Here is a 23,274-nt window from a genome sequence, read left to right as displayed (position 1 = left end):
CAGATTTCTGCATAAAACGCAGATTTACCGCGTAATATTTTTCGAAAAAATATTTTTTTGGGGAAATGGCCACCCCGATACCAACCATCCTATCCAAAAAAAGACCGCCTGGCAAAGCCAGACGGTCATCTCCCTAAAACTCAATAACAAAATAAAAAACAACCAAATGATCAACGGGCGATAAACAACAGTGCATCCGCCACCACCGGGCCATCCGCCTGCTCATTACTGATCTCCACATACGCTTTCTTCCCCTTCGGCAAACGGTAACTTCCCAGCAGCACCCATTCACCGGAAGTCTGCCCCTCCACCTTAATGGCATGGGTCTCTATCTTTACCGGCTTTACCTGTTTTCCGTCAAAAACCCGCACATGGGTAACAGTAGCCTGGTTGGCCAGCTTAGGCAGATAGCTGTAAACCTGGTATTCGGCTTCCTGCTGTATTTCGGGGGTGAAACGTGCAGATTTCGGCACACTCCCATGGCTGTCATCCAGGTACAACGACGGGCCATAGGCGCCCTTCCAGTCTTTTTTCCAGTCGCCCTTCAGCGTTACATGGGCGGCATCATCGTTGTCCACCAGTATTTCCGGCGTGCTGTTATCGGCCAGCGGATTAGCCGCCAGCATTTGCTGCACCTTCTTCACGGCCACCTGCTGCACCGGCACCTTGCTGTCGATAGCAACTACCGCGGCGGTAGCGGCAGATTGCGCCAGCACCATAAACACCGGTTCCATCCGGATGGAACCGTAGGCGATATGAGTGGCGGATAAACACACTGGCACCAACAGGTTGGCACATTCACCGGTTTTAGGCACCAGCGCCCGGTAAGAAATAGGATACGGGCCAAAACCGCCAATCTGCACATCTCCTTCGTTCTTCACCATGCCATTCACCACCAGCCGCTGACAGTTATGTGAATCCATCGTATAGGCCGCCATACCTACGCCATCCGTCACGGTGGCACGTCCCTGGCAGTTGGCCTGCGTCATTACATATTCACCCACCATACGGCGCACCTCACGCACATACAACTGCGGTGACCAATGCCCGTTGCTGACATATTCATCCTTAGGATATCCCCATTTCAACATCTCCCGGCGCAAATGCTCCGGCATCCGCGGATCATGGCCAATGAAATACAACAGTCCTTTGTTGTACTGCTCATGCTCACGGATGATCTCCTTCCTTTTGGCAGCATCCGCCTCAGGATAATCGAAATTCATCCCGATCATATCCGTGGAAAACGCACCGTTGTTGTTGATGTCTGTCTTACCGTTAGGCATCAGGTCAAACTTCAGAAAACCCCACAGGTTTTTTGCCGGCACTTTTTCCAGTACACGCAACAGCAGCTCATACCGGGAAGGATCATATCCTTCCGGCTGCGTGATCGGAATCATATTGTCCGGACGGTCCGTCAGGCAGATACGGAAATTGTACGCCTGCACGCACTTGTCGCCTGCGCCCTGCGCGGCCAGCGGGGCAGGACTGATCCCCCATAATAATCCGCTTTCCGGCTTGCCCGGTATCTTGTAAGGATCTATTCCGTCGGGGAACTGGTGCTTTTCGCGGAGCTGCACCCCGTTGTAAGTCTCATTATACTGGCTGTTGGCCTCACGGCCAACGGTATACGAAACGCCTGCTTTGGCCATCAGGTCCCCTTCGTAAGAACAATCGATGAACATGCGGGCCTTCACCACCACCGGGGAAGCGCCTTCCACAGTGATTTCACGGATATAGCCGTTTTCCTTGCGCACACTGATGAGCCGGTGATCGGACCAGATTTCCAGCTTTGCGTTTTGTATATACCCGTCAAATGTCTGTGAAGCTACGTGCGGCTCAAAAATCCACTGCTCAAATTTTCCGTAGTGTGTGCCGATACGACGGTAAAAATCACGGGCCAGTCCGGTGATCGCGTATTTGTTGCCGATATCCGTATAACCAAGACCGCCGGTGGTCAGTCCGCCGAGGTGTTTGCCCGGCTCTATCAGCAATACGGATTTGTGCAGCTTTTTGGCGGTATAAGCCGCCATAATACCGGCGGAAGTGCCGCCATATATACAAATGTCCACTTCCTTAGGAGCCCCGGCCTGTAAGGCAGCCGGTATGGTCAACAGGCAACAGATGGCCAGCAGCCACAATTTAATTTGTCTGATCATAGTTGTTATTTTAATACCCGGGATTTTGGTCTTTTATTGGATCAATTGCTTTATTATAGTTGTATTCTATCGTAGGAACAGGCCACAACAAATGTTTATCGGCCATGGTAATGCCCTTCATGGCCTTGATCACCTCTTTGGCGATGCCCAGCCGCTTCAGGTCCAGCCAGTGCTTGCCTTCGCTGCAGTCTTCATAGGCGCGCTCTTTCACAACCTGGTCAACAAAAGCCTGTAAACTGCCATAATCCGTCATTTTGAAATCGACCGAGGCGTCTGCCACCAGCGGGTTCCTGCCGTAAGCCCGGCGGTGTATCATATTCAGTTTCTCCAATGCGTCTGTAGTGGGGCCGTTATTTACACGGCTGTCGCATTCTGCGTAAAATAACAACAAATCGGCATAACGGTACATCGGATAATCATTTCCCGCTGCGGTGGTGGTGGTACGGTCGCTGAATTTCTTGCTAAGAATAGTACTGGGCCCAAGGCCAAACGTTTGTACATACCAGTTATAATCATACCGCAGGTCGTTCTTGTCCCAGTTCCGCACAAAAGTATTATTTACCGCATCACTGTATAGGGTATAATATCCGCCGGGAGGATAATAACCCGCCCCCGGATAATGTGTGTACATCGGATATTGGAAACCCTGGCCGTTAGGCTGGCGGGAGAATTTCAGGTAAAAAATTTCTTCCGGCGTGGTGATAATATCCGGGCCAAACAGCTTATCAAAATCGGCCGATACGGTCACATTCACCAGTGAAAACTTACCGGACTGTATCACCTCCAGTGCCTTGTCACGTGCCTTCTGATAGTCGTTCAGGTTCATGTACATATCCGCCAGTACCGTCTTGGCGGCCCATTTGGATGGAGCGCCCACCAGCCGCGCGGCGTCCGGCAGGTTGGCTTCGGCAAACAAAAGGTCTTCAAGTATCAGCTGATATACCGCTTCTTTGCTGCTCCTCGGCACATTCAGGGAGTCCATATTGTTTTCCTTACGAATGGGCACGCCCGCCCAGTTGCGCACCAGGTGAAAATATAGCAAGGCCCGCATGAACCGGGCTTCTCCCAGGAATTTACTTTTATCGGCATCACCGATATTTTTACCGACGGGCACCTTCTGAATTACAATATTGGCATTGCGGATGGCTTCATAAAAAGCAGCCCACATATCGGCCACGCGGGTGATGTTGGTGTTGTCCAGCCCGGCATAATCATTCAGCGGAGCGTGGCTGCCACGGCCATACATATACTCCGTGTAAATCTCCTGCTGTATCTGGTACAGCGCCCCCATGATGCCTCCTGCACGGATGGGCGTGTAAATGGCATTCAGCCCAGCCTGCACTTCGGCGGTATTATTATAGAACTGTTCCGCTGCGATGGACTGCGGTTTTTCCTCCAGCAGTTTTTCGCAGGAAGTAAACAGCAACACAGACAATATGGCGAGGATACTATATTTCATAAAAAAGATTGAATGTTGGAAAATCAAAAACCACATCTGATACCGAACGTTACTGATTTGTTGGTAGGATAGGTAGCGTAATCAATTCCCTGGTTAACGGAACTCATGGCACCGGGCGCCAGCAGGGAGCCAAACGCGTTCACCTCCGGATCATACCACGAGTAACGGGTGATCGTGATCAGGTTTTGTCCGCTTACATATACCTGTGCTTTTTTAAACCATTTCACGTGCATTTTTTCCAGGGGGATGTTATAGGCCAGTTGTATATTTTTAAACCGCAGATAGGAACCGTCTTCCACAAAACGGGTAGACATATTACCGGCCAGCGTGCGGGTGATCTTCGGATATTTCGCCTGTGTGTTTTCAGGCGTCCAGTGGTCATAAGCCACTTCCGCAGGGAGATTCAGGCCCATGCCCAGATCCAGCGCGGCGGCTTTGTTGAGGTTAAAAATATCATTGCCCTTGGAGCCTTGTATAAAGATGGACAGTTCAAATCCTTTGTAGCTGGTCACGGAGTTGATGCCGTAAGTAAAATCAGGATTGGGATTGCCGATGTAGGTTTTATCATCTGCGCTGATTTTTCCATCTTTATTGAGATCGGCATACTGCAAATTTCCCTGTGCGGTGTAACCGGTTTCCACGTAGCCGTAAAAGATGCCAAACGGTTGCCCTTCGCGCAGCAGGTTCACGTAATCGTTCAGCGAACCGGTATACAGTGTATTTCCGAAGATATCCTGTCCATTGTACAGCTTCACGATTTTGTTGCGGTTAAAGGATATGTTGGCATTTACGTTCCAGGTGACGGCTTGTTTCATCACGTCCACGTCCACGGAGAACTCCATGCCTTTGTTTTCCATTTCCCCCACGTTTTGCAGCGTGGTGCGGTATCCCATGGAAGCGGGCAGCTGTACAGTATTCAGCAGGTTCCTGGTGCGTTTATCATAGAAATCTGCCGTAACACGCACCCTGTCATCAAAGAGAGCGGCGTCGATGCCAAAATCTGCCTGGTAGGTAGTTTCCCATTTAAGGTTACCAGGCAGCACCGTACCGGGCGCAAAAGCGGTGTACAGCGCATCACCGAAGATAGTGTTACCTGGCCTTAACTGGTTCATTGTCTGATAGGGGCTTACCGCGGTGCTGCCGGTAGCGCCGTAACTGGCCCTTACTTTCAGGTCGGATACCACTTTTGACCCTTTTAGGAAAGGTTCGTCACTGGCTCTCCATGCGATGGCGGCGGAAGGAAAGTTGCTCCATTTATTGCCCGGGGAATAACGGGAAGATCCATCCCGGCGTACACTTACGGTAAAAAGATACCTGTCCAGCAAAGTATAGTTCACCCTGGCGAGGTAAGAAAGCAATACCCATTTTTCATAGCTGCTGGCCGGAATACCGGGCGTGCCGGCACTTCCGAGCGAACCGGTTTTGGTGACGTCACTGAGAAATCCGATCCCGGAGCCGTCAAGGGTGGTGCGCACATAATCCTGGTAGGTAAAGCCGGCAGTCACATTGATCCCATGGATGCCCAGCTTTTTGTTATAGTGCAACACGTTTTCATTAAGCAGACTGGTGGACTGTGTAGTCCTCACTGTTGCGGAACCCACGGAATTGGTAGAGGGCTCAATATTGGCATAGTAGTCCGCCCTGTCGTTCAGGTTGTCGATACCGCCGGAAATGCGGAGAGACAAGTCTTTCCATGGCTTGATGGTCAGGGCGGCATTGGAAAACACGCGGTCGCCTTTCAGGCGGTCTGCTATCTCATTGATGGGCACCATCGGGTTGATGATGGCGTTGGAGATAAAAGGATAGGCGGTAGTAAGGTGGCGGTAGCTGCCATCAGGCAGATAGGGCGTGAGCGTGGGTGGCGCCATCAGCATGGCAGAGATCAGGTCGCTGCCGCGGTTACCGAGACTGGAATTCTGGCTGCGTGTGTCCATGCGCGTTAGCGTGGCATTATAGGACACGCTGAATATTTTACTGATATCATGTTCCACGCTGCCGCGGACAGAGTAGCGTTTATAGTTGCTGTTGCGTACAATACCATCCTGCAGGAACATGCCGCCGGAAAGGGAAAAGCGTGTCCTGTCCGTACCGCCGCTGACGGTGGCGCTGGTATTATAGATAGGCGCTTTGTGCATCACGAGGGACTGCCAGTCGGTGCCGGGGTTCAGCCCGAACGAATCTATCTGTGCTTTGGTGAAGTAGGCTGCCTGTCCATCGTTGGCTGCCTGTTCGTTATACAGGGTGGCGTATTGTTGTGCATTCATCAGTTTCATCTTTTTTGAAACGGACTGAATGGTATATCCGGCGTTCACTTCCACGTTGGTGGCTTCTTTTTTCCTGCCTGCTTTGGTGGTGATGATCACGATGCCGTTTGCGCCACGGGAACCGTAGATGGCCGTAGAAGAAGCGTCTTTGAGAATTTCCATGGAAGCGATATCGGCAGGCTGCAAAAAGGTGGGGTTGCCGTTGTAGGGAAACCCGTCGATGACATATAGCGGGTCGTTGCCGCCCATGATGGAATTGATACCGCGGATACGCACGCTGATAGCGCCTCCCGGGGCGCCGTTGTTCTGCATCACGCGTACGCCCGGGGCGCGGCCGGTCAATGCCTGCATGATATTGGTATTGGGCTGTGCGGTGATGTCAGCGGATTTGATCTGTGATACGGAGCCGGTAAGATCACTTTTTTTGGCGGTGCCATAGCCGATCACTACTACTTCGTTGGCTTTGTTCACCTCCGCTTCCAGGCGTACCTGCAGCGGCTGTTTACCGGCGGCGGCAACTTCCTGCGGTGTATAGCCGATATAAGAGATAACGAGAACGGCTGTACGGGGAGCTGTCAGTTTAAAAAATCCATCGGCGTCCGTCTGGGTGCCGGTCTTGCTGCCTTTGACCACTACTGTGGCGCCTGGCAGCGGTTCCCCTGTGGCGGCGGTCACACGGCCGGTGACCGGCTGTTCTTGCGGTGGTGTCGCCGGCGGCGCGTTTTTCCCGTTCTCCGACGGTTCTATCACAATATTCCGGCCTACGATGCTCCAGGAAAGGGACTGCTGGTGGAGGCATAGCTCCAGCGCTTTTTCCAGCGGCACAGCTGTCACTTCCACGGTTACACGCCGCGTGTTATCGAGCAGGCGGTGATCGAAGAAAAAGACGTAGCCCGTTTGTTTTTCGATAGCGCGGAAAACTTTTTCGAGCGGCACATTCTTTTCGGACAGGGAAACGCTTTGGGAATATCCCTTTGCGCTGACCTGTAAACAGGCACACAGTACGATGATGGCTGATAATTTCATGGCCAGAAGCATTTTGGCGATACACCGTGGTTGATAAGCCGGTCGCCTGCAAATAGAACTAAATTGCATACTTTTGAATTGTTTGGGTAATAAAAGCCCTGTCCCGGTTTAAAACCAGGAGGTGAGAGTCGTGGAACGATTTTCATGGGTTACCCAAACGACTGCCGGGAGTGCTGGAACACTTCCGGTTTTTTTGGGCCCCTGCTGTGTTAATTAATCATTTTTCATAACGGTTGTTTTCATGGTATTACGATGATCTTCTTTTTTTCTATTCTGAAATGGACCTTGCTTAGCTCAAGTATTCTCAGGACTTCTTCTATGCTGCTGTTGCGGGATATTTTACCACCGAATTCCCGGTCGGGGATATTGCCATCATAGGCAATGTCCACATCGTACCAGCGGGCTATCTGCCGCATGACGCCGGGCAGTTTTTCGTGGTTGAACTGGAAGTAGCCGTTTTTCCAGGCGATGATTTCATCAGTGTTTACATTATCAACAACGGAGAGCCGGCCTGTCTGTTCCATGCGTAGCTGCTGACCGGGCCGCAGGGCGGTCTGCGCGCCGGCGGTATGTACTTTCACGGCGCCTTCCAGCAGGGTGGTCTGCATAGAAGTTTCTTCCGTATAGGCCATCACGTTAAAATGTGTTCCCAGCACCTGTACGTCCATATTGCGGACTTTCACGTGGAAAGGTTTTTCAGGCATTTTTGCCACTTCAAAGTAGGCTTCCCCGGTAAGCTCCACTGTGCGGTCTGTGCCGGTGAAGGCTGTTGGATAACGCAGGGTGGAAGCCGCATTGATCCAGACGTTGGTACCGTCCGGCAGCGTCACGCGGAACTGGCCGCCGCGGGGAATGGCCAGGGTATTGTATTGGACAGCTCCGGCAGCGTGACTGCCGCTGGCCTGATAGGCCAGCTGGCCATTATTGACCTGCACCACCTGCACATTGCCTTGTTGCGCCAGGGCGCCGTTTCCGGCACTGTCGAGCGTGATGGTGCTGCCGTCTGCGAGCGTAAGCATGGCTTTATTGCTTCCCGGTGTCACCTCGTGCACTGCCGCCGCAGGATGGCCTGCCAGCCGCGGTTGTGGCCCGCGCGACCGCCACAGGGTGGCCGATGCTACGATGACGGCCAGTATCACGGCTGCCGCAGCGGGGTATATCCAGCGGCGGCGCACAGGTACAACCGGCGTATCTGCCGGGCGGATGGAGGCATAGATTTGTTCCATCCGTTCCGTATCGGCATGACCGTGTTTGTCCTTATCCTGCAACAGGGCCAGCAGGGCTTCTTTCCAGGCCTCCTCCCCATGGCCTTCCCGCAAAGTTTCCCAGAGCCGTGCGGTTTCTTCTTCGCTCAGCTCTTCGTTAAGATATCTTGTTATCAGGGTTGATAAAGGTGTTTGTTCCATAGCCGGTATGCGACGTTGTATGGTAAAGACGCGTCAACGGAACAGAGGGAGGTGCCACCGGAAAAATATTTTTCAGTAGTACCGGACGAGGGTGGCTATCATGAAGAAGAATAAACCGGGATAATGCTCCAATAGCTTACGGAGCGTGGCCAGTGCCTGTACGATATAACTTTTTATGGTGATGCGGGAGAGGCCCATTGCGCGGGCGATTTCTTCGTGCCCCATGCCTTCAAAGCGGCTCATGCGAAAAGCTTTCTGTTGCTGGGGAGGCAGGCGGTGGATGGCGGCGTGAATAGCATTTTCCAGTTCCCGGAATTCCGCCCGGGCTTCTGTGCCGGAGTGGGAGGTTTCGTGTTGGTAGTTCAGCAGGTACTGCCGGTAGGCGTCCTGGGAGGCTAATTTGCGCAGCCGGCTGTAGAGCAGGTTACGGGCCATGATAAAGAAGTAGGCGTCCAGCTTCTCCACCTGTGCCAGCTGCGCACGTTTTTCCCAGAGGGTCACAAATATCTCCTGGGCAATATCTTCAGCGATATCGGGAGAACGGGAGAGCAGCAGGGCGGAAGAATACACCGCATCCCAATGACGCACGAACAGTTCGCGGTAAGCTACCGCGTCCCCGTTGGCCAAACGTTTCAGTAGTTCGGTTTCATTATGTGGAATTGAATGCATCGTTGGCAAACCCGGCTGCCTCTTATTATACCCGGAGTTTTAAAAATAATAAAACTTATTTATTGTCCAGCCATGCCACCTTCTGTTCGGAAGTATGTTGCTGGCCAATAACATTGCGGTATAGATCGGGGCGGCGGGCTTTCCGGTAGCGGTAGCCGCCGGCCTGTTGCAGCTTTTCGGGCGTCAGGGTGGCTATGGCGAAATCGTTGCCCAGTTTGCGGCATTCGGCCAGGATATCACCGAACGGGTCCAGTATCATGGAGCAGCCGTTTTTCAGCTGATCGTCGTCCATACCGATAGGGTTGGAGAAAACTACGTATACGCCGTTGTCATAGGCGCGGGCGGGCAACCATTTCATGAGCCAGCCGCGGCCTTTGAGGCTGTCAAATTCCAGCCGCAGGGAAGTAGGGTCGGCTTCGCGGTTCAGCCAAAGGGCAGGGTCTACAAATCCGGCGCCAGGGCGGGAAGAAGGGGTACACATGGTCACGTGTGGCATAAAGATGATATCTGCCCCCAGCAACGCGGCGGCCCTTACATTTTCGATCACGTTGTTATCGTAGCAGATCAGGATACCGCATTTCCAGCCCAGCAGGTCAAACACCACATATTCATCGCCCGGCGTCAGGTGCGGATTGATAAACGGATGCAGCTTGCGGTATTTGGCCACCAGTCCGTTTTTATCGACACATATATAGGCTTTGTACAGTTTATCGGCAGCATCTTTTTCAAAGAGGCCGGCCAGGACAGCGATATTGTGTTCACGGGCAATAGCGGTAAGCCGTTGGATACTGGGACCGTCCGGAATAAATTCAGCCAGGTCCAGCATCTGCTCTTTGGTAAGATGGCGGGCAAAGGTGTAGCCGGTCACGGAGCACTCGTGAAAGGCAATGGCCTGGGCGCCCTGAGCGGCTGCCTGGGCGGCCATATCGTTTATCTGTTGGAGATTATAGGCCTTGTCTCCACTTTTGTTCTCAAATTGGGCGGTTGCTACTTTTAACTTTTCCATTGTTTCGTATAGTCTTAATAGTTATATTTTTTCACTTTCTTTCCCTCTGCGCAGTCCCGTATCAGCTCGGCCAGCCGTTTCTCCCGGGTGGCGGCTTGTTTGCCCGTCATCACCCAGTGGGCGGTGTGCTTACGATAGGAAGCCGCCATTGTCTGATAAAAGGCCCAGGCTTTTTCGTTGGCGCGGAACTGTTGTTCATATTCCTTCGAGAGCTTCTCCGACTCTTCCAGTTCATAAGTATAAATGGCGGAACGTTTCAGTTCCCGTTTGTTGAAAGCGGCGAGGCCTGCCGGCATCATACGGCCTTCGCGGGTAAGATCCTCCACCTTCTTGATATTAATGGCGCTCCAGATGCTTTTAGCCTTGCGGGGCGTAAAGCGGATGGTGTAACTCTCCGCGTCGATGGATTTACGGACACCATCTATCCAGCCGTAACAGATTGCTTCGTCCACTGACTCCGACCATGACATCGATTTTTTTCCCGAACCGGTCTTGTAATACCCAACCAGCAACTCGTCTGCCTTATGATGATTTTTATCCAGCCATTTACGGAAGGCGGCCCCTGTCTCAAAAAATACAGGCTCATTTGGATTTTTTGTCATGTGGATATTTGATTATTGGATTTACGGATTTTCTGATCTACGAATTTCGGGGATTTGATAACAGCGTATCGTAAAACTTTTGTCTAAAAAGTTACCCAATAATTTTAAATAAAACTTCAAAAATTCTGCTAAAGAGAAAGAGAAAATGCGACGAATTCCCAAAATCATCAGATCAACCCCCCCCTAACCAGATGGCTCAATCTTCCAACCGCAAATCCCTAAATCCCTAAATCAAAAAAAAACCTAAATCAGAATAGCCAAATAATAAAATGTCAAAATCCAAAAATGGTCTAGTTTTGGGCAAGCAGAAAACTGATATGAAAGATTTCAAGAAATACTTTAGCATTCCGGCAGAACCGGAAGAAGTGTATGCCGCGCTGACCAATCCGGCCACCATACAATTATGGACAGGTGAGGTAGCGGAAATGTCCACTGAACCGGGGTCTGAATTTGCCCTCTGGGAGGAAAGCATTGTGGGTAAGAACCTGGAATTTGAACCGGGGAAGAAGATTGTGCAACAATGGTATTTTGGGGAAGATGAAGAAGCGCCCTCCATTGTCACCATCATTTTGCACCAGGGCAAAAAAGGCACCGATGTGGAATTGAGGCATACCAACATTCCGGACGAAGCCTTTGAGGACATTACTACCGGCTGGCAGGAAGCCTATTTTGGTTCCCTGATAGATTTTTATAAGGAATAGTCAGATCGCCGGCCTGCCTTCGCAAAGCCGGCGATTAATTATTTTAATCATTTGTCTGATAAGGGAAGCTGCTGTCCAGCCAGTCAAAACCGATCTCTGCTTCCAGGATGTCACGCAGCTCATCTTCCGTGATCACGCCTTTTGCATATATGCCGGCTGCAATCTCCTGCTGGCGCGGCGAAAGATAACGGCTATGTGTACGCAGGTAATTGCCTGCATTAACGGCCTGGTCTCCCTCCGTGATCAGCCCCGGATATTCAGGGTCTTGTTCGGTCAACGTTTCCAGCAACCGCGCAAAAATAAAGTCCTGCAGGTTTTTAGCCATGATCACCGCTTCATTGGAATCGTGATAGACTAACACGATGGGCACATCATCACCATCTTTCAGGTTGTAATAAAAGGCATACCAGTCACCGGCGCCGGTGTAGCCCAAGGGCACAAACCGGTGGGCTTTATCGGCAAACAACATACCCTCTGCTACTTCCCGGGAAATATCTTCCTGTTCAATGATTTCAAAATCGTTGGCAAACAGCAAAAAAGGCGGATTGTCCTTTACACGGGGAAACTCGGTGGCATACCATCCCGGGCCCAGTTTGCCCCAGGACAACATACCATCCCTGTCCAGTTGTTTGTACAGCGCAGGGTATTCAAATTGATGTTCTTGTTCTATTGTTTCCAGTGTCGTCATCTTTCGCTATCGTTTTGGCATGGAAAGATACGGCTTATTTACGCACTGCTGTACGTTTAAAAGATTGCTCTCCCTGTTTCTGATAAGGGTTCATTACAAATGACAGTACGCTGCCGTCCTGTTTGAGTTCCACTACCCGGAAGCCATGGTATTCCACGCCCCAGCTGCCACCTACGTGCCCGTCCCACAGGAAGGGGATTTTTTCATCCAGCATTTTCACACTGTCTTCCTGGTGGTCGTGACCGTTAAACACGGCCCGTACATTGGGATATTGTTTGATGAGCGCCTGGAACTCCGGCGCATCGATGCCGTGTTTCGTCCATTTCACCGGGGTGATATGCACGAAGATGAAGATGTTTGCGGCTTTCTTATGTTGTTCCAGTTTTTCACGGAACCAGGCCACGTCCGGACTGAGATAATTCCCTTTGATATCCGCCGTATCGCCCAGCAGGATCACATTGTCGCCAAATACCACGTCATGATTGAGCGGGAAGCCCCATGCCTGTTGCCATGCTTCCGGGGTAACCTGGTCGTGGTTGCCGCGGGTGGCATACACTTTAGGGTGAATTTGTTTAAACATGGCAGCGGCGGGCACCATGAAGGAGGGGTCGTTGTGGACCACGTCGCCGTTCAGTACGAAGAAAGCGCAGGGGTTATCTTTTTCGTACGTACGGAACGCTTTCTCGAGGTCCTTATAATATTGTTCCCATTCCGTTTTCGGCTCGCCATAATGCCAGTCGGAGCCGATGGCGAAACGAAATACGGTCTTGTTTTTAAAGTCCTTGCCGGTGGCGGCGGTAACGATCTTGCCGCAGGCCTGGATAACGATAGCGGCCGATACGCCGCGGAAGAATTCGCGTCTGTTCATCATGTGTTAAAATTAGTTTTTCCCCGATGGAATCGATGGCTACAGTTTATATATTAACAGAATGGTAAAATCAATACGAATTACGAATTACGAATTACGAATTACAAATTACGAATTACGAGAATGCGATTTCCCTTCATGATAAGTACCCAAATATGGTGCAGTCATCATTCGTAATTTGTAATTCGTAATTCGTAATTGCCTATAGCCTTGTCCGTTAAAAAAATATCAGGCTTATACAAGATAATATCAATCATTCAAAAGCCATAATCATATGTAACATTTCCTCATGCATTATATTATAAATATTTGACTATCAATATATTAATTCAAAAACATCCATCGATTGCAACCAGATTTTTTCCATAAGCGCCGGGCAACTTTCAATTTATTCAGAAAGAATTGTAATCAGATTGTTAATATTACCCTGAATCCTTCATTTTCTTACCCTCGCTAAATGTTTTGATTGTAACTTTGCACCTCGAATAAAAATGGGGTTATGTTTAGAAGCAAGCGTACGTCTGAAACAGGTCCGGATGTGGTTTTAATCGGCGCAGGAATCATGAGCGCCACCCTGGGTACACTCCTCAAAGAGCTGCAGCCAGAATTGACCATCGAAATTTATGAGCGACTGGATATGGCAGCTGCAGAAAGTTCTGATGCATGGAACAATGCAGGTACCGGTCACTCTGCTTTTTGTGAGCTGAACTACACGCCGCAGAAGCAGGATGGCTCTGTGGAAATTAAAAAAGCCGTGAATATTGCCGAGCAGTTTGAAGTGTCCCGGCAGTTCTGGGCTTACCTGGTAGAAAACAACATTATTTCCAACCCGCAAGCGTTTATCCAGAGTATCCCCCACATGAGTTTTGTTTGGGGAGAAGAGAACGTAGACTACCTGAAGAAGCGTTACAAAGCTTTGCAACAGTGCCATCTCTTTAAAAAGATGGAATACTCCGAAGATAAAGAACAACTGCAGGCATGGATGCCGCTGGTGATGGAGGGTCGCGACCCGAACCAGAAAGTGGCGGCCACGCACATGGAAATGGGCACAGACGTGAACTTCGGCGCCCTGAGCCGTGCATTGTTCAATCACCTCGAACAGCAGGATGGCGTTACCATCTATTTTAATCACGACGTACGTGATATGAAAAGAGCCGATGACGGCGGCTGGCAGATCAAGGTGAAAAACCGCGAAACCCGCGAAAAGAAAACCATTAAAACCGACTTCGTTTTCATCGGCGCCGGCGGTGGTTCGCTCCCCCTCCTCGAAAAATCTGATATCCCTGAAGGCAAAGGCTTCGGTGGTTTCCCGGTAAGCGGCCAGTGGCTGCGTTGCACCAACCCCGACATCATTGCGCAACATCAGGCGAAAGTATATGGTAAGGCCTCTGTAGGCGCACCTCCCATGTCGGTGCCCCACCTCGATACCCGCATGATCGACGGTGAAAGAGCCCTGCTGTTCGGCCCCTACGCCGGATTCTCCACCAAATTCCTGAAAAACGGCTCCTTCCTGGATTTGCCTAAATCTATCAGCCTGGATAATATCCACCCGATGGTATCTGCCGGCCTTGATAATATTCCGTTGACGAAATACCTCATCGCACAGGTACGCCAGAAACCGGAAGACAGGCTGGAAGCGCTTCGCGAATACTATCCGGAAGCCCGCATGGAGGACTGGAAACTGGAAATTGCCGGTCAGCGTGTACAGGTGATCAAAAAAGATCCTGAACATGGCGGCATCCTGGAATTCGGTACTGAAGTTGTTAGCGCGGCCGACGGTTCTATCGCCGCCCTGCTCGGCGCTTCTCCCGGAGCATCCACCGCAGTGTCTATTATGCTCAACCTGCTGAAACGTTGTTTTAAAGACTACGTGGAAACAGAAGCATGGCAGCTGAAACTGAAAAAAATGATCCCTTCCTATGGCCAGTCCCTGCTCAACAATCCGCAACTGTGCGAAGAGCTGCGTACCTGGACCACGGAAGTACTGGAACTGAAAGCCATGCAGGCTGTAGGCCAGGATTAATCAGCGTTTAACCTGTTTTATATACAAAAGCCCCTGCGGAAACGCAGGGGCTTTGTCGTTTCTAAGCGTTATGTATTTATTGGTTGTTTGTCTGACTAACGCCCACCACTACACGTTTCACGATCACTTTTCCATTGTGTACCAGTTTGAGGAAGTACATACCTGCCGGCAATCCTGTAACGGAGAGCGTCCTCGTATGTGTGCCTTCCTGCAACTGGCCATTTATTGGCATCTGCACCAGTTTACCGCCAAGATCATACACTCCCAGGGAGGTACGTCCATCTGACGGCAGCCTGAAGGTGACGGTCACCATGGAACTGGCCGGGTTGGGATAGGTGTTCATCACTGCCAGGCTGGTTTCTTTAGCTGCCAGGGCGGCACCTGTTTTGAACTTCACTTCCGAATAACTGTTCCAGGCGTTTACATTGTTGCCATGGCCGAGAATTCGTACATGCCTGGCCGTTACCGCTGCAAACGTAAAGGACTCGAAGGCGGTGGAAGTGCCACTGCTTTGCAGGCCGGTAGCGGCGTTGGTCCAGGTGGTACCGTCAATGCTTACCTGTATATCGAACGAAGCGCGGCGGGTATCGCCTTTGTAGAAGGCAATATCTACTCCGCTCACGGTGGTGGTGCTGCTACCGAGGCAGAACTGGATCGACTGTTCACCGGAGGCCGACCAGCGGGTGTTCAGGTCGTTGTCGATGGCATTGGCTGCCACGTTACCGTCGTCTGCGCTGGCTTGTGCAGGAACACAAACAGGGCCGGGGCCGGAGCTGTCGCCGATCACGGAGAGCTGCGGCGGATTGGCAGCGGCCTCTTTGGAATTGAGGAAGATACGCGGGTCATGGGCCTGCTGGCTCTTCAAAACGAAAGCGATTTTTTTCCTGCCGGCTGCCAGTTCACTTTGTACGTAGCTGGTAACGTCCCAGGTATAATACCGCGCACTGTCGTTTGTTAACACGGTAGATGCCAGCAGCGTGCTGCCGGACGCCGGTTTATTCGTCCACGTGATTGTTTTTTCAGACCAGGTGGTGTTGCTCAGCGGATACACCCCTACCGGTACGCTCATGGCCACGGTGCCGTCTACACGTCCGTACAACCGCAACACTACAGCAGATACGCTGCTGGCCGTATTGGTAAGGTCAAAGGTGAGATAGGTTTCCCGCGCATTGTTGAGCTGTCCTGCCGGCGACACCTTCGTGATGAGGAAGGTGGAATCGGAAATGCCCCAGGTAGTGTTGGCATTGGTGCCATCGCGTACGTAGGCGTCCTGCACGGGTGTCAGCAAAGTAGCGGCCGGAACGGCTTTGAACACGGCGGTATAGGTTGTGTCATTATCGGTGATGGTGATGTTTTGCACACGGTTGCCTCCATGCGCCCAATGGTCAAAGATATAGGTGACACCATTGAGCACCTGTGGAGACGGGGCTTCCATGGGCCGTACCATGCCTGATAAAGCAGGGGTAGTGTACGGGGTGGTAAATGGCATATCATTCAGCTTGATTTGCAGGCCTGCCGGTTGCGTTTGCAGGGAGAGGCTGGAAGTCACGGGGAACAGTTCCACATAGGTGGTATCCAGTTCGCCCCGGCTGTCTCTAACGGAGAGGAGTATACGGTACCAGATGTCTGTTTCCGTGTGGCCTTCGGCCGAGATAACGAACTTGCCGCTTTTCACGCTGTCGGGTGTTTGCGGGCCGGGGTGTATGTGGTTAGCATGATGGAAATCGACCCACCAATGGAAGGCGCTGGCAGGCAGGGTACCGTCTTCCGCATCAGTACCGGTACCGGCGAAGCTAACGGTGTCGCCTGCACGGAATTTCGCATTATTCAGCGGGGCGGTGATAGTGGCCACCGGTAGGGTATTAGGTGCTGTTACCGTTAGTTTGGCGTTGTTGCTGGTAACGCTGCCGGCGCTGTTGGTGATCACTACGCTGTACAGGCCGGTGTCTGCCGGTTGCGCGTTGGCGATGGCGTAAGTGGCCGCCGTAGCGCCGCTGATATTGTTGCCGTTTTTGCGCCATTGATAGGTCGGCGCCGGATTGGCCACGGCTGTCACGCTGAACACCGCTGTCTGTCCCTGTGGCACCGTTACCGGTTGCGGCTGTGTGGAGATCACCGGCGCCTGGGTGCCGGTATACACAATTTTATACAACGCGCTGTTATCGCGGCTCAGATAGTACAGGTTGCCATCGGGGCCTTGTTTCAGGTATACCATGCCGCCACCGAGGCCCGTAGCGAAAGCGGTGCGGGAGGGAGAAGCAGGGTTGAGATAGTTGATCCAGCCGCCGCAGTAGTCGAGGAAAAAATATTTGCCGTTATAGGTAGCAGGATAGTTACTGATGGCGCCATTAAAAAAGGTGCCGCCGTTGATTGCACATCCCTGGCCGTCTGGCGGGGAACCATCGCGGTTGGTGCTGTAGCGGTAGATGGGGTTGGTAAAGCCTGTACAACCGCTGGTGCAGTTACCTTCCTGCGTAGGCCATCCGAAGTTGCGGCCGCCGGTAGTGGCGTCGTTGATTTCTTCCCAGGTAGATTCTCCTACGTCGTTGATGAAGATTTTGCCTGTTACGGGATCTATGGCGTTAGTGAAGGGGTTGCGTAGCCCGTACGCCCACACGCGGCTGCGCTGCGCACCGCCGCTAAAAGGGTTGCCTGCCGGTACGGAGCCGTCGGTATTGATGCGCAGCAGTTTGCCCATATAGCTGTCGAGGTTGCTGGCGTTATTGCCTACTTTGTTATCCCCAACGGAGACGTACAGTTTGCCGTCGGTGCCGAAAGACAGGCCGCCGCCATTGTGATAGATAGCGCTGAGCGTGGGCAGGTCCAGGATGGCAGTTTCAGCGCCTGCCACGTCGCCGGTCATGGTGAAACGGCTGACGCGGTTGTGCGGCCCCGAGGTGTTTGTGTAATACAGATAGATGTAGTGGTTGGTAGCGAAGGCGGGGTCCACGGCTACGCCGATGAGGCCACGTTCCCCGCTGCTGTTGACCGACAGTGATATCGCCGGTGTTGACAGCAGGGCGCCGTTTTTCACCACGCGCAGCTGGCCGGTTTCCTGACATACCAGGATGCGGCCGTCGGGCAGGAAAGCCATGGAGGTGGGGCTGCTGATACCGTTAACCACCTGCACCCGCTGGAAATTGGCCGGCAGGGATTGAGACAGGGCAGTTGTAACGGATAACAGCCATAACAAGAGCATAGCGTATCTTTTTTTCATCATCAAAAAACTTTTAAGGTGGATAATGAGGGTGATAAATACATAGGTTGCCAATTAGCGTATATCCGTAACAGTTATACACTTCAGCATAATTTCCCTGGAACAGGTGGGCGTGGTCCTGCTCATGTTGAAAATGGCATTAAGAGGATGTCATAAAGCGGCGTTTTTTAACAATCAATAAAAGGGTACGGTGGAAACGGGTTTTCAACAACACTTGGCTACAGGTAGTTTCCGGGATTTTGTCAGGTACGAGGCTACAAATGGTCTATGGTTTCCAAAGTGAATTTTGGCGTTTCAGATCCTGGCTGTGGTTCTAAATTATGCAAACGATTGCAAATTTCAAAATAGTTTTTTGAGAAAGAAGAAATGACTATCTAAACATCGGATGTCTCCGTTGTGCTTAAGGAACGCTCAACAATATTAAAAAAGTTCAGAAACACTTCCTGATCCTATTCTTTCCCAGCTCTCCCCACATTGCGAAAAAAACATGACAAAAAGTGAAAATCAGCTTACTCGCCGGCTGATTTATTTCCGATCTTTAGAACATCAAAATTTAAGTGTAAAACAAACACTATAAAATAGATAAAGCGCTTCGCGCTTATTTTTTGCAAAGAGTATGCAAACGATTGCAATAAAAACGGGGAAAAAGATGCTATAAGCCAGGCGACAATTCATTTGCACATCAACCATTATTCATTTAATACCACACGGGAGGCCATTCACCAAAATCGATATTTTCACCACCTATAACAACTAACAACACGTAATGAAAAAACTATTCCTCTCCTTGCTTGCGTGCTGCTGCGCTGCGCAATCCATCTTCGCACAAACCGCTCATGATGAGCATATGAAATGGTGGCGGGAAGCCCGTTTCGGCATGTTCATCCACTGGGGCGTATATGCCCGGCTGGCCGGCAACTGGCAGGGCCATCAGATAGGCCGCGGCGGCGAATGGATCATGAACCGCGGTAAAATATCGGTGGCCGACTATCAACAGGTGGCCAAATCCTTCAACCCGGTAAAATATGATGCAGACGCCTGGGTGAAAGCAGCGAAAGATGCAGGCATGAAATATATCGTCATCACAGCGAAACACCACGACGGCTTCGCGATGTTCAAATCAGCTGCCAGCAAATGGAACATCGTTGACGCCACCCCCTACGGCAAAGATGTGCTCCAGCCGCTGGCTGCGGCCTGTAAAAAATATGGGCTTAAACTGGGCTTCTATTACTCCCAGGCACAGGACTGGAACAACCCCGGCGGCGCCGCTGCCCGCAAAGCCACTTCCGAAGGCTGGGCCAACCCTGACTCCGCTAAAATTGATGCCTATACACAAGCTAACACCGGCCACTGGGACCCGGCCCAAACCAGCGCCACCATGGGCGAATACATCGACCAGGTTGCTGTACCACAGGTGAAAGAACTGCTCTCTAACTACGGCGACGTGGCAGTGTTATGGTGGGACACGCCGACCAACATGACCGACGAATACGCGAAGAAATTGCAGGCGGTATTATCTCTTCAACCTAATATCATCACCAACGACAGGCTCAAAAGACCCAACTTCCCCGGCGATTATAAAACACCGGAACAGAAAATTCCCACACAGGCTGAACTGGATGGCCGCGACTGGGAAACCTGTATGACCATGAACGGCACCTGGGGATATAAAAGCTATGACAACAAATGGAAAAGCACGGAAACACTGATCAGAAACCTGGTAGACATCGCCTCTAAAAACGGTAACTACCTCCTGAATGTGGGTCCGGACGAACTGGGACAATTCCCGCAAGCCAGTATCGACGGACTAAAAGGCATCGGCCAGTGGATGAAAGTAAACGGTGAAGCTATCTATGCCACCAACGGCAGCCCTTTAGGCGCACTGCCCTGGGGACGCTGCACAAAGAAAGTAAAAGACGGCAACACCACCCTCTATCTCCACGTATTCAACTGGCCGGCTGACGGTAAACTGGTAGTGCCCGGACTGAAAAATAAAGTCAACAGCGCCCGACTGCTGGCCGGTGGTAAAAAACTCAATGCCACCACCACGGATGAAGGACTCGTCATCAGCGTGCCCACCCAGGCTCCCGATGCTATCGCTACTGTCATCAAAGTAGAAACAACCGGAACTTTATAAAAAACAGGTGGCAACTGATGAGATTCGGTTGCCACCCGTCTCTCTATTTCCACAGCGTTATGAAATACTTCCTGTCACTTCAGCTCTTCTGTTGGCTGTCGATAGCCTCCATGGGCGTGCCCATGGACAAAAATACCGTTGTCGATATCACACGCTACGGCGCTGTGGGCGATGGCAAAACACTGAATACCGCAGCCATACAACAGGCCATCGACGCCTGCGCCGCCAAAGGCGGTGGCAGGGTACGCGTGCCCGCCGGTACGTGGCTTACCGGTACCCTGCTGCTCAAAAACAACGTGCTGCTCTTGGTGGAAGAAAATGCCACCCTGCTCGGCAGTCCGGATATCAAAGACTATCAGATCGTAGACGGTTTTAAAGACGGTCTCGGTCAACAAATGGGTTATGCCCTCATCGGCGCGGTAGATGTCAACAATACAGGCATTACAGGCAAAGGCACCATCGACGGACAAGGTAAGCTGGTAAGGGCCTCCGGCGGCCACGACAGACGGCCCTTCCTGGTACGTTTTGTCCGCTGCAGTCAGGTCAATGTGTCCGATATTCACCTCCAGGGGCCCACCGCCTGGACCATGCATTTCTTCCATTGTACGAATATATTAACGGAGAAAGTGACCATCAGAAGCCGCGGACTGGGCAATAATGACGGCATCGATATTGACTGCTGCGAGAAAGTCGTGATCCGCGATTGTGACATTGACAGCGGCGATGACGCCATCTGCTTTAAAACCACCAGTCCCTATCCCTGCCGCGACGTCACTGTCAGCAACATCAAAATCAACACCGGCGAAGGCGCCATTAAATTCGGTACAGAATCGGCGGGCAACTTCGAAAACATACAGATCAGCCATATCGATGTGGCATTTGCCCGTGAAGGAGGTATCAAACTGTTTTCCGTAGATGGTTCCCAGCTACGCAATATCAGCATCAGCGATGTGAAAATGGACAAAGTGAATATGCCCGTCATCATCCGCCTGGGCTCCCGGTTGAAGACTTTCCGCGAAGGCGATGCGCAACAGGAAGTCGGCAGCATTAGCCATATCAGCATCAAAAACGTGACCGTTAAACACGGCACCTGGACCGGCATGCTCATCAGCGGTATTCCAGGACATTACATCGATGGCATCACGCTCGACAATATCCACATCAATGTTCCCGGCGAAGGCACCGCTGCAGATGCCCGGGTAAAACTGGAAGAAAGGGAACGCGATTATCCCGAAATAAAAATGTTCGGTAAACAGATCCCGGCGTATGCCCTGTATATCCGTCACGCTAAAAATATTCGTTTCCATAATATCACCTATACCTGCGATCAGCCCGAAGCGCGGCCAGCGGTGATTGCCAGCGATATTGAACAGGTGCAGCTCCTCAACTGGACACTGCCCGGCAATACCGGCAAAGAACCGCTGGTACGCATCGCGGACTCCAAAGCCGTGGAACTGAAAGCGGTCAAACACCCGGAAAACGGCCAGCTACTGCAACTGGAAGGCGTTGCCCGTGATATTACGGTGGATGGCGCCGTTGCTGCAGCCCCTCCCATCGCGCCCCTGTGGAAAGAATTTGTGGCCGCCCGGAAAAATAATACGGTACCGACTTTACCCGATTTTTCCTACGCCGGCTATCATTTTTCTGAGAGCCCTTTACCGGAACTGACCGGTAAGAAGAAATTTGACGTGACCCAATTTGGCGCTGTTCCCAATGATGACCAGTATGATGATGATGCCATACAACGCGCTGTGGACGCAGCGGCAGCCAATCCCGGCGGCGGCATTGTCTTTTTCCCGAAAGGTAAATTCCTGCTGGCACCTGATGAAGACAATAAAAAACAAATCCTCATTACCAGCAGCAACATCATCCTGCAAGGCAGCGGCAGCCAGGAAGGCGGCACGGAAATTTATCAGGACAAAAAAAGAATCAACGACCGGCAGTTTCTTTTCCGCCCGGCAGCAAACCGGCAGCAACGACTGACGACCATCACGGCCAACGCTTCCCGCGAAACCTTCGCGGTACAAGTGGCCGACGCTTCACAGCTACGGCCCGGACAAGACGTTATCATCAAACATCGCAGCGAAGCCTATACAAAATGGTACTTCGACCCGCTACCGCTTAAATCCCAATGGACACGCCTCTTTGGCGACGACGGTGGCATGCAGGTACAGGAAATACATACCATCGAAAAAATAAACGGCAATACCATCACTTTCAAAAACCCGCTGCACCTGGACATCCACCTCATTGACGGCAAACCGTTTGAACTGGTGGCGTACAACAGCATCGAAGAATGTGGTATCACCGGCATCCGTTTCTCCAGTAACTGGAAAAGTTACCCGGAAGATTTTGTGCATCACAAAAACGAGATCCACGACTACGCCTGGGAAGCCGTAGGCATGGAATACGTAAAAAACAGCTGGATACGCGACTGCGTATTCCAGGACTGGAATGAAGGTGTCAACATCCGCGCAGGATACCAGGTGACCGTACAAAACGTAACGTTCATCGGGAAAAAAGGCCATGCCTCAGTACATGCACGTACGGGTTACGGTGTGCTGATCAAACAATGTTATTTCAACGGCGCACAGCATCATGGCCCCGGCACCGGCTACAGCGCCGCCGGCACGGTCATCACACAGTGCGCACTGGGCACCGACCAGAATTTCGACAGCCACTCCGGACAGCCCTATGCTACGCTGTTCGATGATATCCGCGGCGGCGTGTTTTATAACCTCGGCGGACCAGAGCCCGGTCATCCTCATCATGGCAAACAACTGGTGCTATGGAACTTCCGCCATAGCTCCGCCAAAGACCAGCATTACAATTTCTGGGACATGGAACGCCGCCGGAACTATACCATCGCAGCACCAATACTAGAAGGCTTCCAGGCCGATTCCAAAGTAACGGTGGATAATGCAGGCATCAATGAACTGCCCGGACAGTCAGTCGCCCCTGCATCCCTTTTTGAAGCCCAACTGGCATTAAGACTTTATGGCAAGGACATTACCAACTAACCTATAATCATTTTATCAACAAAAACTAAGCG

At 51.6% G+C, this 23,274-nt stretch carries 14 protein-coding genes; 4 read left to right on the top strand and 10 right to left on the bottom strand.

All coding sequences use genetic code 11. The annotated features are described in order from the left end of the window. Positions 1-170: 170 nt before the first annotated feature. The 7 genes from ACTJJS_RS18685 to ACTJJS_RS18655 form a co-directional block, all read right to left on the bottom strand. Positions 171-2,156, bottom strand: a complete 1,986-nt coding sequence (locus ACTJJS_RS18685) for an FAD-dependent oxidoreductase (protein WP_440664818.1) — start codon at positions 2,154-2,156, stop codon at positions 171-173. A 10-nt stretch (positions 2,157-2,166) separates the two neighbouring features. Continuing rightward, positions 2,167-3,615 (bottom strand): RagB/SusD family nutrient uptake outer membrane protein, encoded by a 1,449-nt coding sequence (locus ACTJJS_RS18680; RefSeq protein ID WP_440664817.1) that lies wholly within the window; start codon positions 3,613-3,615, stop codon positions 2,167-2,169. Positions 3,616-3,638: 23 nt separating this feature from the next. After that, complete coding sequence (locus ACTJJS_RS18675; protein WP_440664816.1) at positions 3,639-6,905, bottom strand: TonB-dependent receptor; 3,267 nt, start codon at positions 6,903-6,905, stop codon at positions 3,639-3,641. A 239-nt stretch (positions 6,906-7,144) separates the two neighbouring features. Further along, positions 7,145-8,311 (bottom strand): FecR family protein, encoded by a 1,167-nt coding sequence (locus ACTJJS_RS18670; protein ID WP_440664815.1) that lies wholly within the window; start codon positions 8,309-8,311, stop codon positions 7,145-7,147. Positions 8,312-8,383: 72 nt separating this feature from the next. Continuing rightward, a complete protein-coding gene (locus ACTJJS_RS18665; RefSeq protein WP_440664814.1) occupies positions 8,384-8,980 on the bottom strand; it encodes an RNA polymerase sigma factor in 597 nt (198 codons plus the stop codon). Between the two features lie 55 nt (positions 8,981-9,035). Beyond that, positions 9,036-9,986 (bottom strand): nitrilase family protein, encoded by a 951-nt coding sequence (locus ACTJJS_RS18660; protein WP_440664813.1) that lies wholly within the window; start codon positions 9,984-9,986, stop codon positions 9,036-9,038. Between the two features lie 14 nt (positions 9,987-10,000). Continuing rightward, positions 10,001-10,588 (bottom strand): YdeI/OmpD-associated family protein, encoded by a 588-nt coding sequence (locus tag ACTJJS_RS18655; RefSeq protein WP_440664812.1) that lies wholly within the window; start codon positions 10,586-10,588, stop codon positions 10,001-10,003. 317 nt (positions 10,589-10,905) lie between these two features. Here ACTJJS_RS18655 and ACTJJS_RS18650 point away from each other — a divergent pair, with 317 nt between their 5' ends. Beyond that, positions 10,906-11,289, top strand: a complete 384-nt coding sequence (locus ACTJJS_RS18650) for an SRPBCC domain-containing protein (protein ID WP_168870182.1) — start codon at positions 10,906-10,908, stop codon at positions 11,287-11,289. Between the two features lie 43 nt (positions 11,290-11,332). Here ACTJJS_RS18650 and ACTJJS_RS18645 read toward each other — a convergent pair whose 3' ends face one another. Together ACTJJS_RS18645 and ACTJJS_RS18640 are read right to left on the bottom strand one after the other, a co-directional pair. Then, positions 11,333-11,977 (bottom strand): SMI1/KNR4 family protein, encoded by a 645-nt coding sequence (locus tag ACTJJS_RS18645; protein WP_440664811.1) that lies wholly within the window; start codon positions 11,975-11,977, stop codon positions 11,333-11,335. A 34-nt stretch (positions 11,978-12,011) separates the two neighbouring features. Then, entirely contained in the window at positions 12,012-12,848 is an 837-nt protein-coding gene (locus ACTJJS_RS18640) for a metallophosphoesterase family protein (protein ID WP_440664810.1), read from the bottom strand. 496 nt (positions 12,849-13,344) lie between these two features. On the opposite strand from ACTJJS_RS18640, the gene ACTJJS_RS18635 reads away from it, so the two are divergent. Then, positions 13,345-14,868 (top strand): malate:quinone oxidoreductase, encoded by a 1,524-nt coding sequence (locus tag ACTJJS_RS18635; protein WP_168870185.1) that lies wholly within the window; start codon positions 13,345-13,347, stop codon positions 14,866-14,868. A 76-nt stretch (positions 14,869-14,944) separates the two neighbouring features. Here the strand turns inward: ACTJJS_RS18635 and ACTJJS_RS18630 are convergent, their stop codons facing one another. After that, positions 14,945-18,088 (bottom strand): PQQ-dependent sugar dehydrogenase, encoded by a 3,144-nt coding sequence (locus tag ACTJJS_RS18630; protein WP_440664809.1) that lies wholly within the window; start codon positions 18,086-18,088, stop codon positions 14,945-14,947. Positions 18,089-18,851: 763 nt separating this feature from the next. Between ACTJJS_RS18630 and ACTJJS_RS18625 the strand changes: the two genes are divergently transcribed. Then, positions 18,852-20,222: an alpha-L-fucosidase gene (locus tag ACTJJS_RS18625; RefSeq protein ID WP_440664808.1), complete on the top strand. Its 1,371-nt coding sequence runs from the start codon at positions 18,852-18,854 to the stop codon at positions 20,220-20,222. Between the two features lie 17 nt (positions 20,223-20,239). Beyond that, positions 20,240-23,242: a DUF4955 domain-containing protein gene (locus ACTJJS_RS18620; protein WP_440664807.1), complete on the top strand. Its 3,003-nt coding sequence runs from the start codon at positions 20,240-20,242 to the stop codon at positions 23,240-23,242. The last annotated feature ends 32 nt before the right edge of the window (positions 23,243-23,274 follow it).

The organism is Chitinophaga sp. 22308, assembly GCF_052045305.1.
Classification (GTDB): Bacteria; Bacteroidota; Bacteroidia; order Chitinophagales; family Chitinophagaceae; genus Chitinophaga; species Chitinophaga varians_A.
Note: the sequence above shows the minus strand (reverse complement) of the source record. Positions and strands in the feature narration are given on the sequence as shown.

Bases quoted from the DNA above. Each gene is read 5' to 3' on its own strand.
- ACTJJS_RS18685 (WP_440664818.1), bottom strand. From the start codon at position 2,156: ATGATCAGACAAATTAAATTGTGGCTGCTGGCCATCTGTTGCCTGTTG.
- ACTJJS_RS18680 (WP_440664817.1), bottom strand. From the start codon at position 3,615: ATGAAATATAGTATCCTCGCCATATTGTCTGTGTTGCTGTTTACTTCC.
- ACTJJS_RS18675 (WP_440664816.1), bottom strand. From the start codon at position 6,905: ATGAAATTATCAGCCATCATCGTACTGTGTGCCTGTTTACAGGTCAGC.
- ACTJJS_RS18670 (WP_440664815.1), bottom strand. From the start codon at position 8,311: ATGGAACAAACACCTTTATCAACCCTGATAACAAGATATCTTAACGAA.
- ACTJJS_RS18665 (WP_440664814.1), bottom strand. From the start codon at position 8,980: ATGCATTCAATTCCACATAATGAAACCGAACTACTGAAACGTTTGGCC.
- ACTJJS_RS18660 (WP_440664813.1), bottom strand. From the start codon at position 9,986: ATGGAAAAGTTAAAAGTAGCAACCGCCCAATTTGAGAACAAAAGTGGA.
- ACTJJS_RS18655 (WP_440664812.1), bottom strand. From the start codon at position 10,588: ATGACAAAAAATCCAAATGAGCCTGTATTTTTTGAGACAGGGGCCGCC.
- ACTJJS_RS18650 (WP_168870182.1), top strand. From the start codon at position 10,906: ATGAAAGATTTCAAGAAATACTTTAGCATTCCGGCAGAACCGGAAGAA.
- ACTJJS_RS18645 (WP_440664811.1), bottom strand. From the start codon at position 11,977: ATGACGACACTGGAAACAATAGAACAAGAACATCAATTTGAATACCCT.
- ACTJJS_RS18640 (WP_440664810.1), bottom strand. From the start codon at position 12,848: ATGATGAACAGACGCGAATTCTTCCGCGGCGTATCGGCCGCTATCGTT.
- ACTJJS_RS18635 (WP_168870185.1), top strand. From the start codon at position 13,345: ATGTTTAGAAGCAAGCGTACGTCTGAAACAGGTCCGGATGTGGTTTTA.
- ACTJJS_RS18630 (WP_440664809.1), bottom strand. From the start codon at position 18,088: ATGATGAAAAAAAGATACGCTATGCTCTTGTTATGGCTGTTATCCGTT.
- ACTJJS_RS18625 (WP_440664808.1), top strand. From the start codon at position 18,852: ATGAAAAAACTATTCCTCTCCTTGCTTGCGTGCTGCTGCGCTGCGCAA.
- ACTJJS_RS18620 (WP_440664807.1), top strand. From the start codon at position 20,240: ATGAGATTCGGTTGCCACCCGTCTCTCTATTTCCACAGCGTTATGAAA.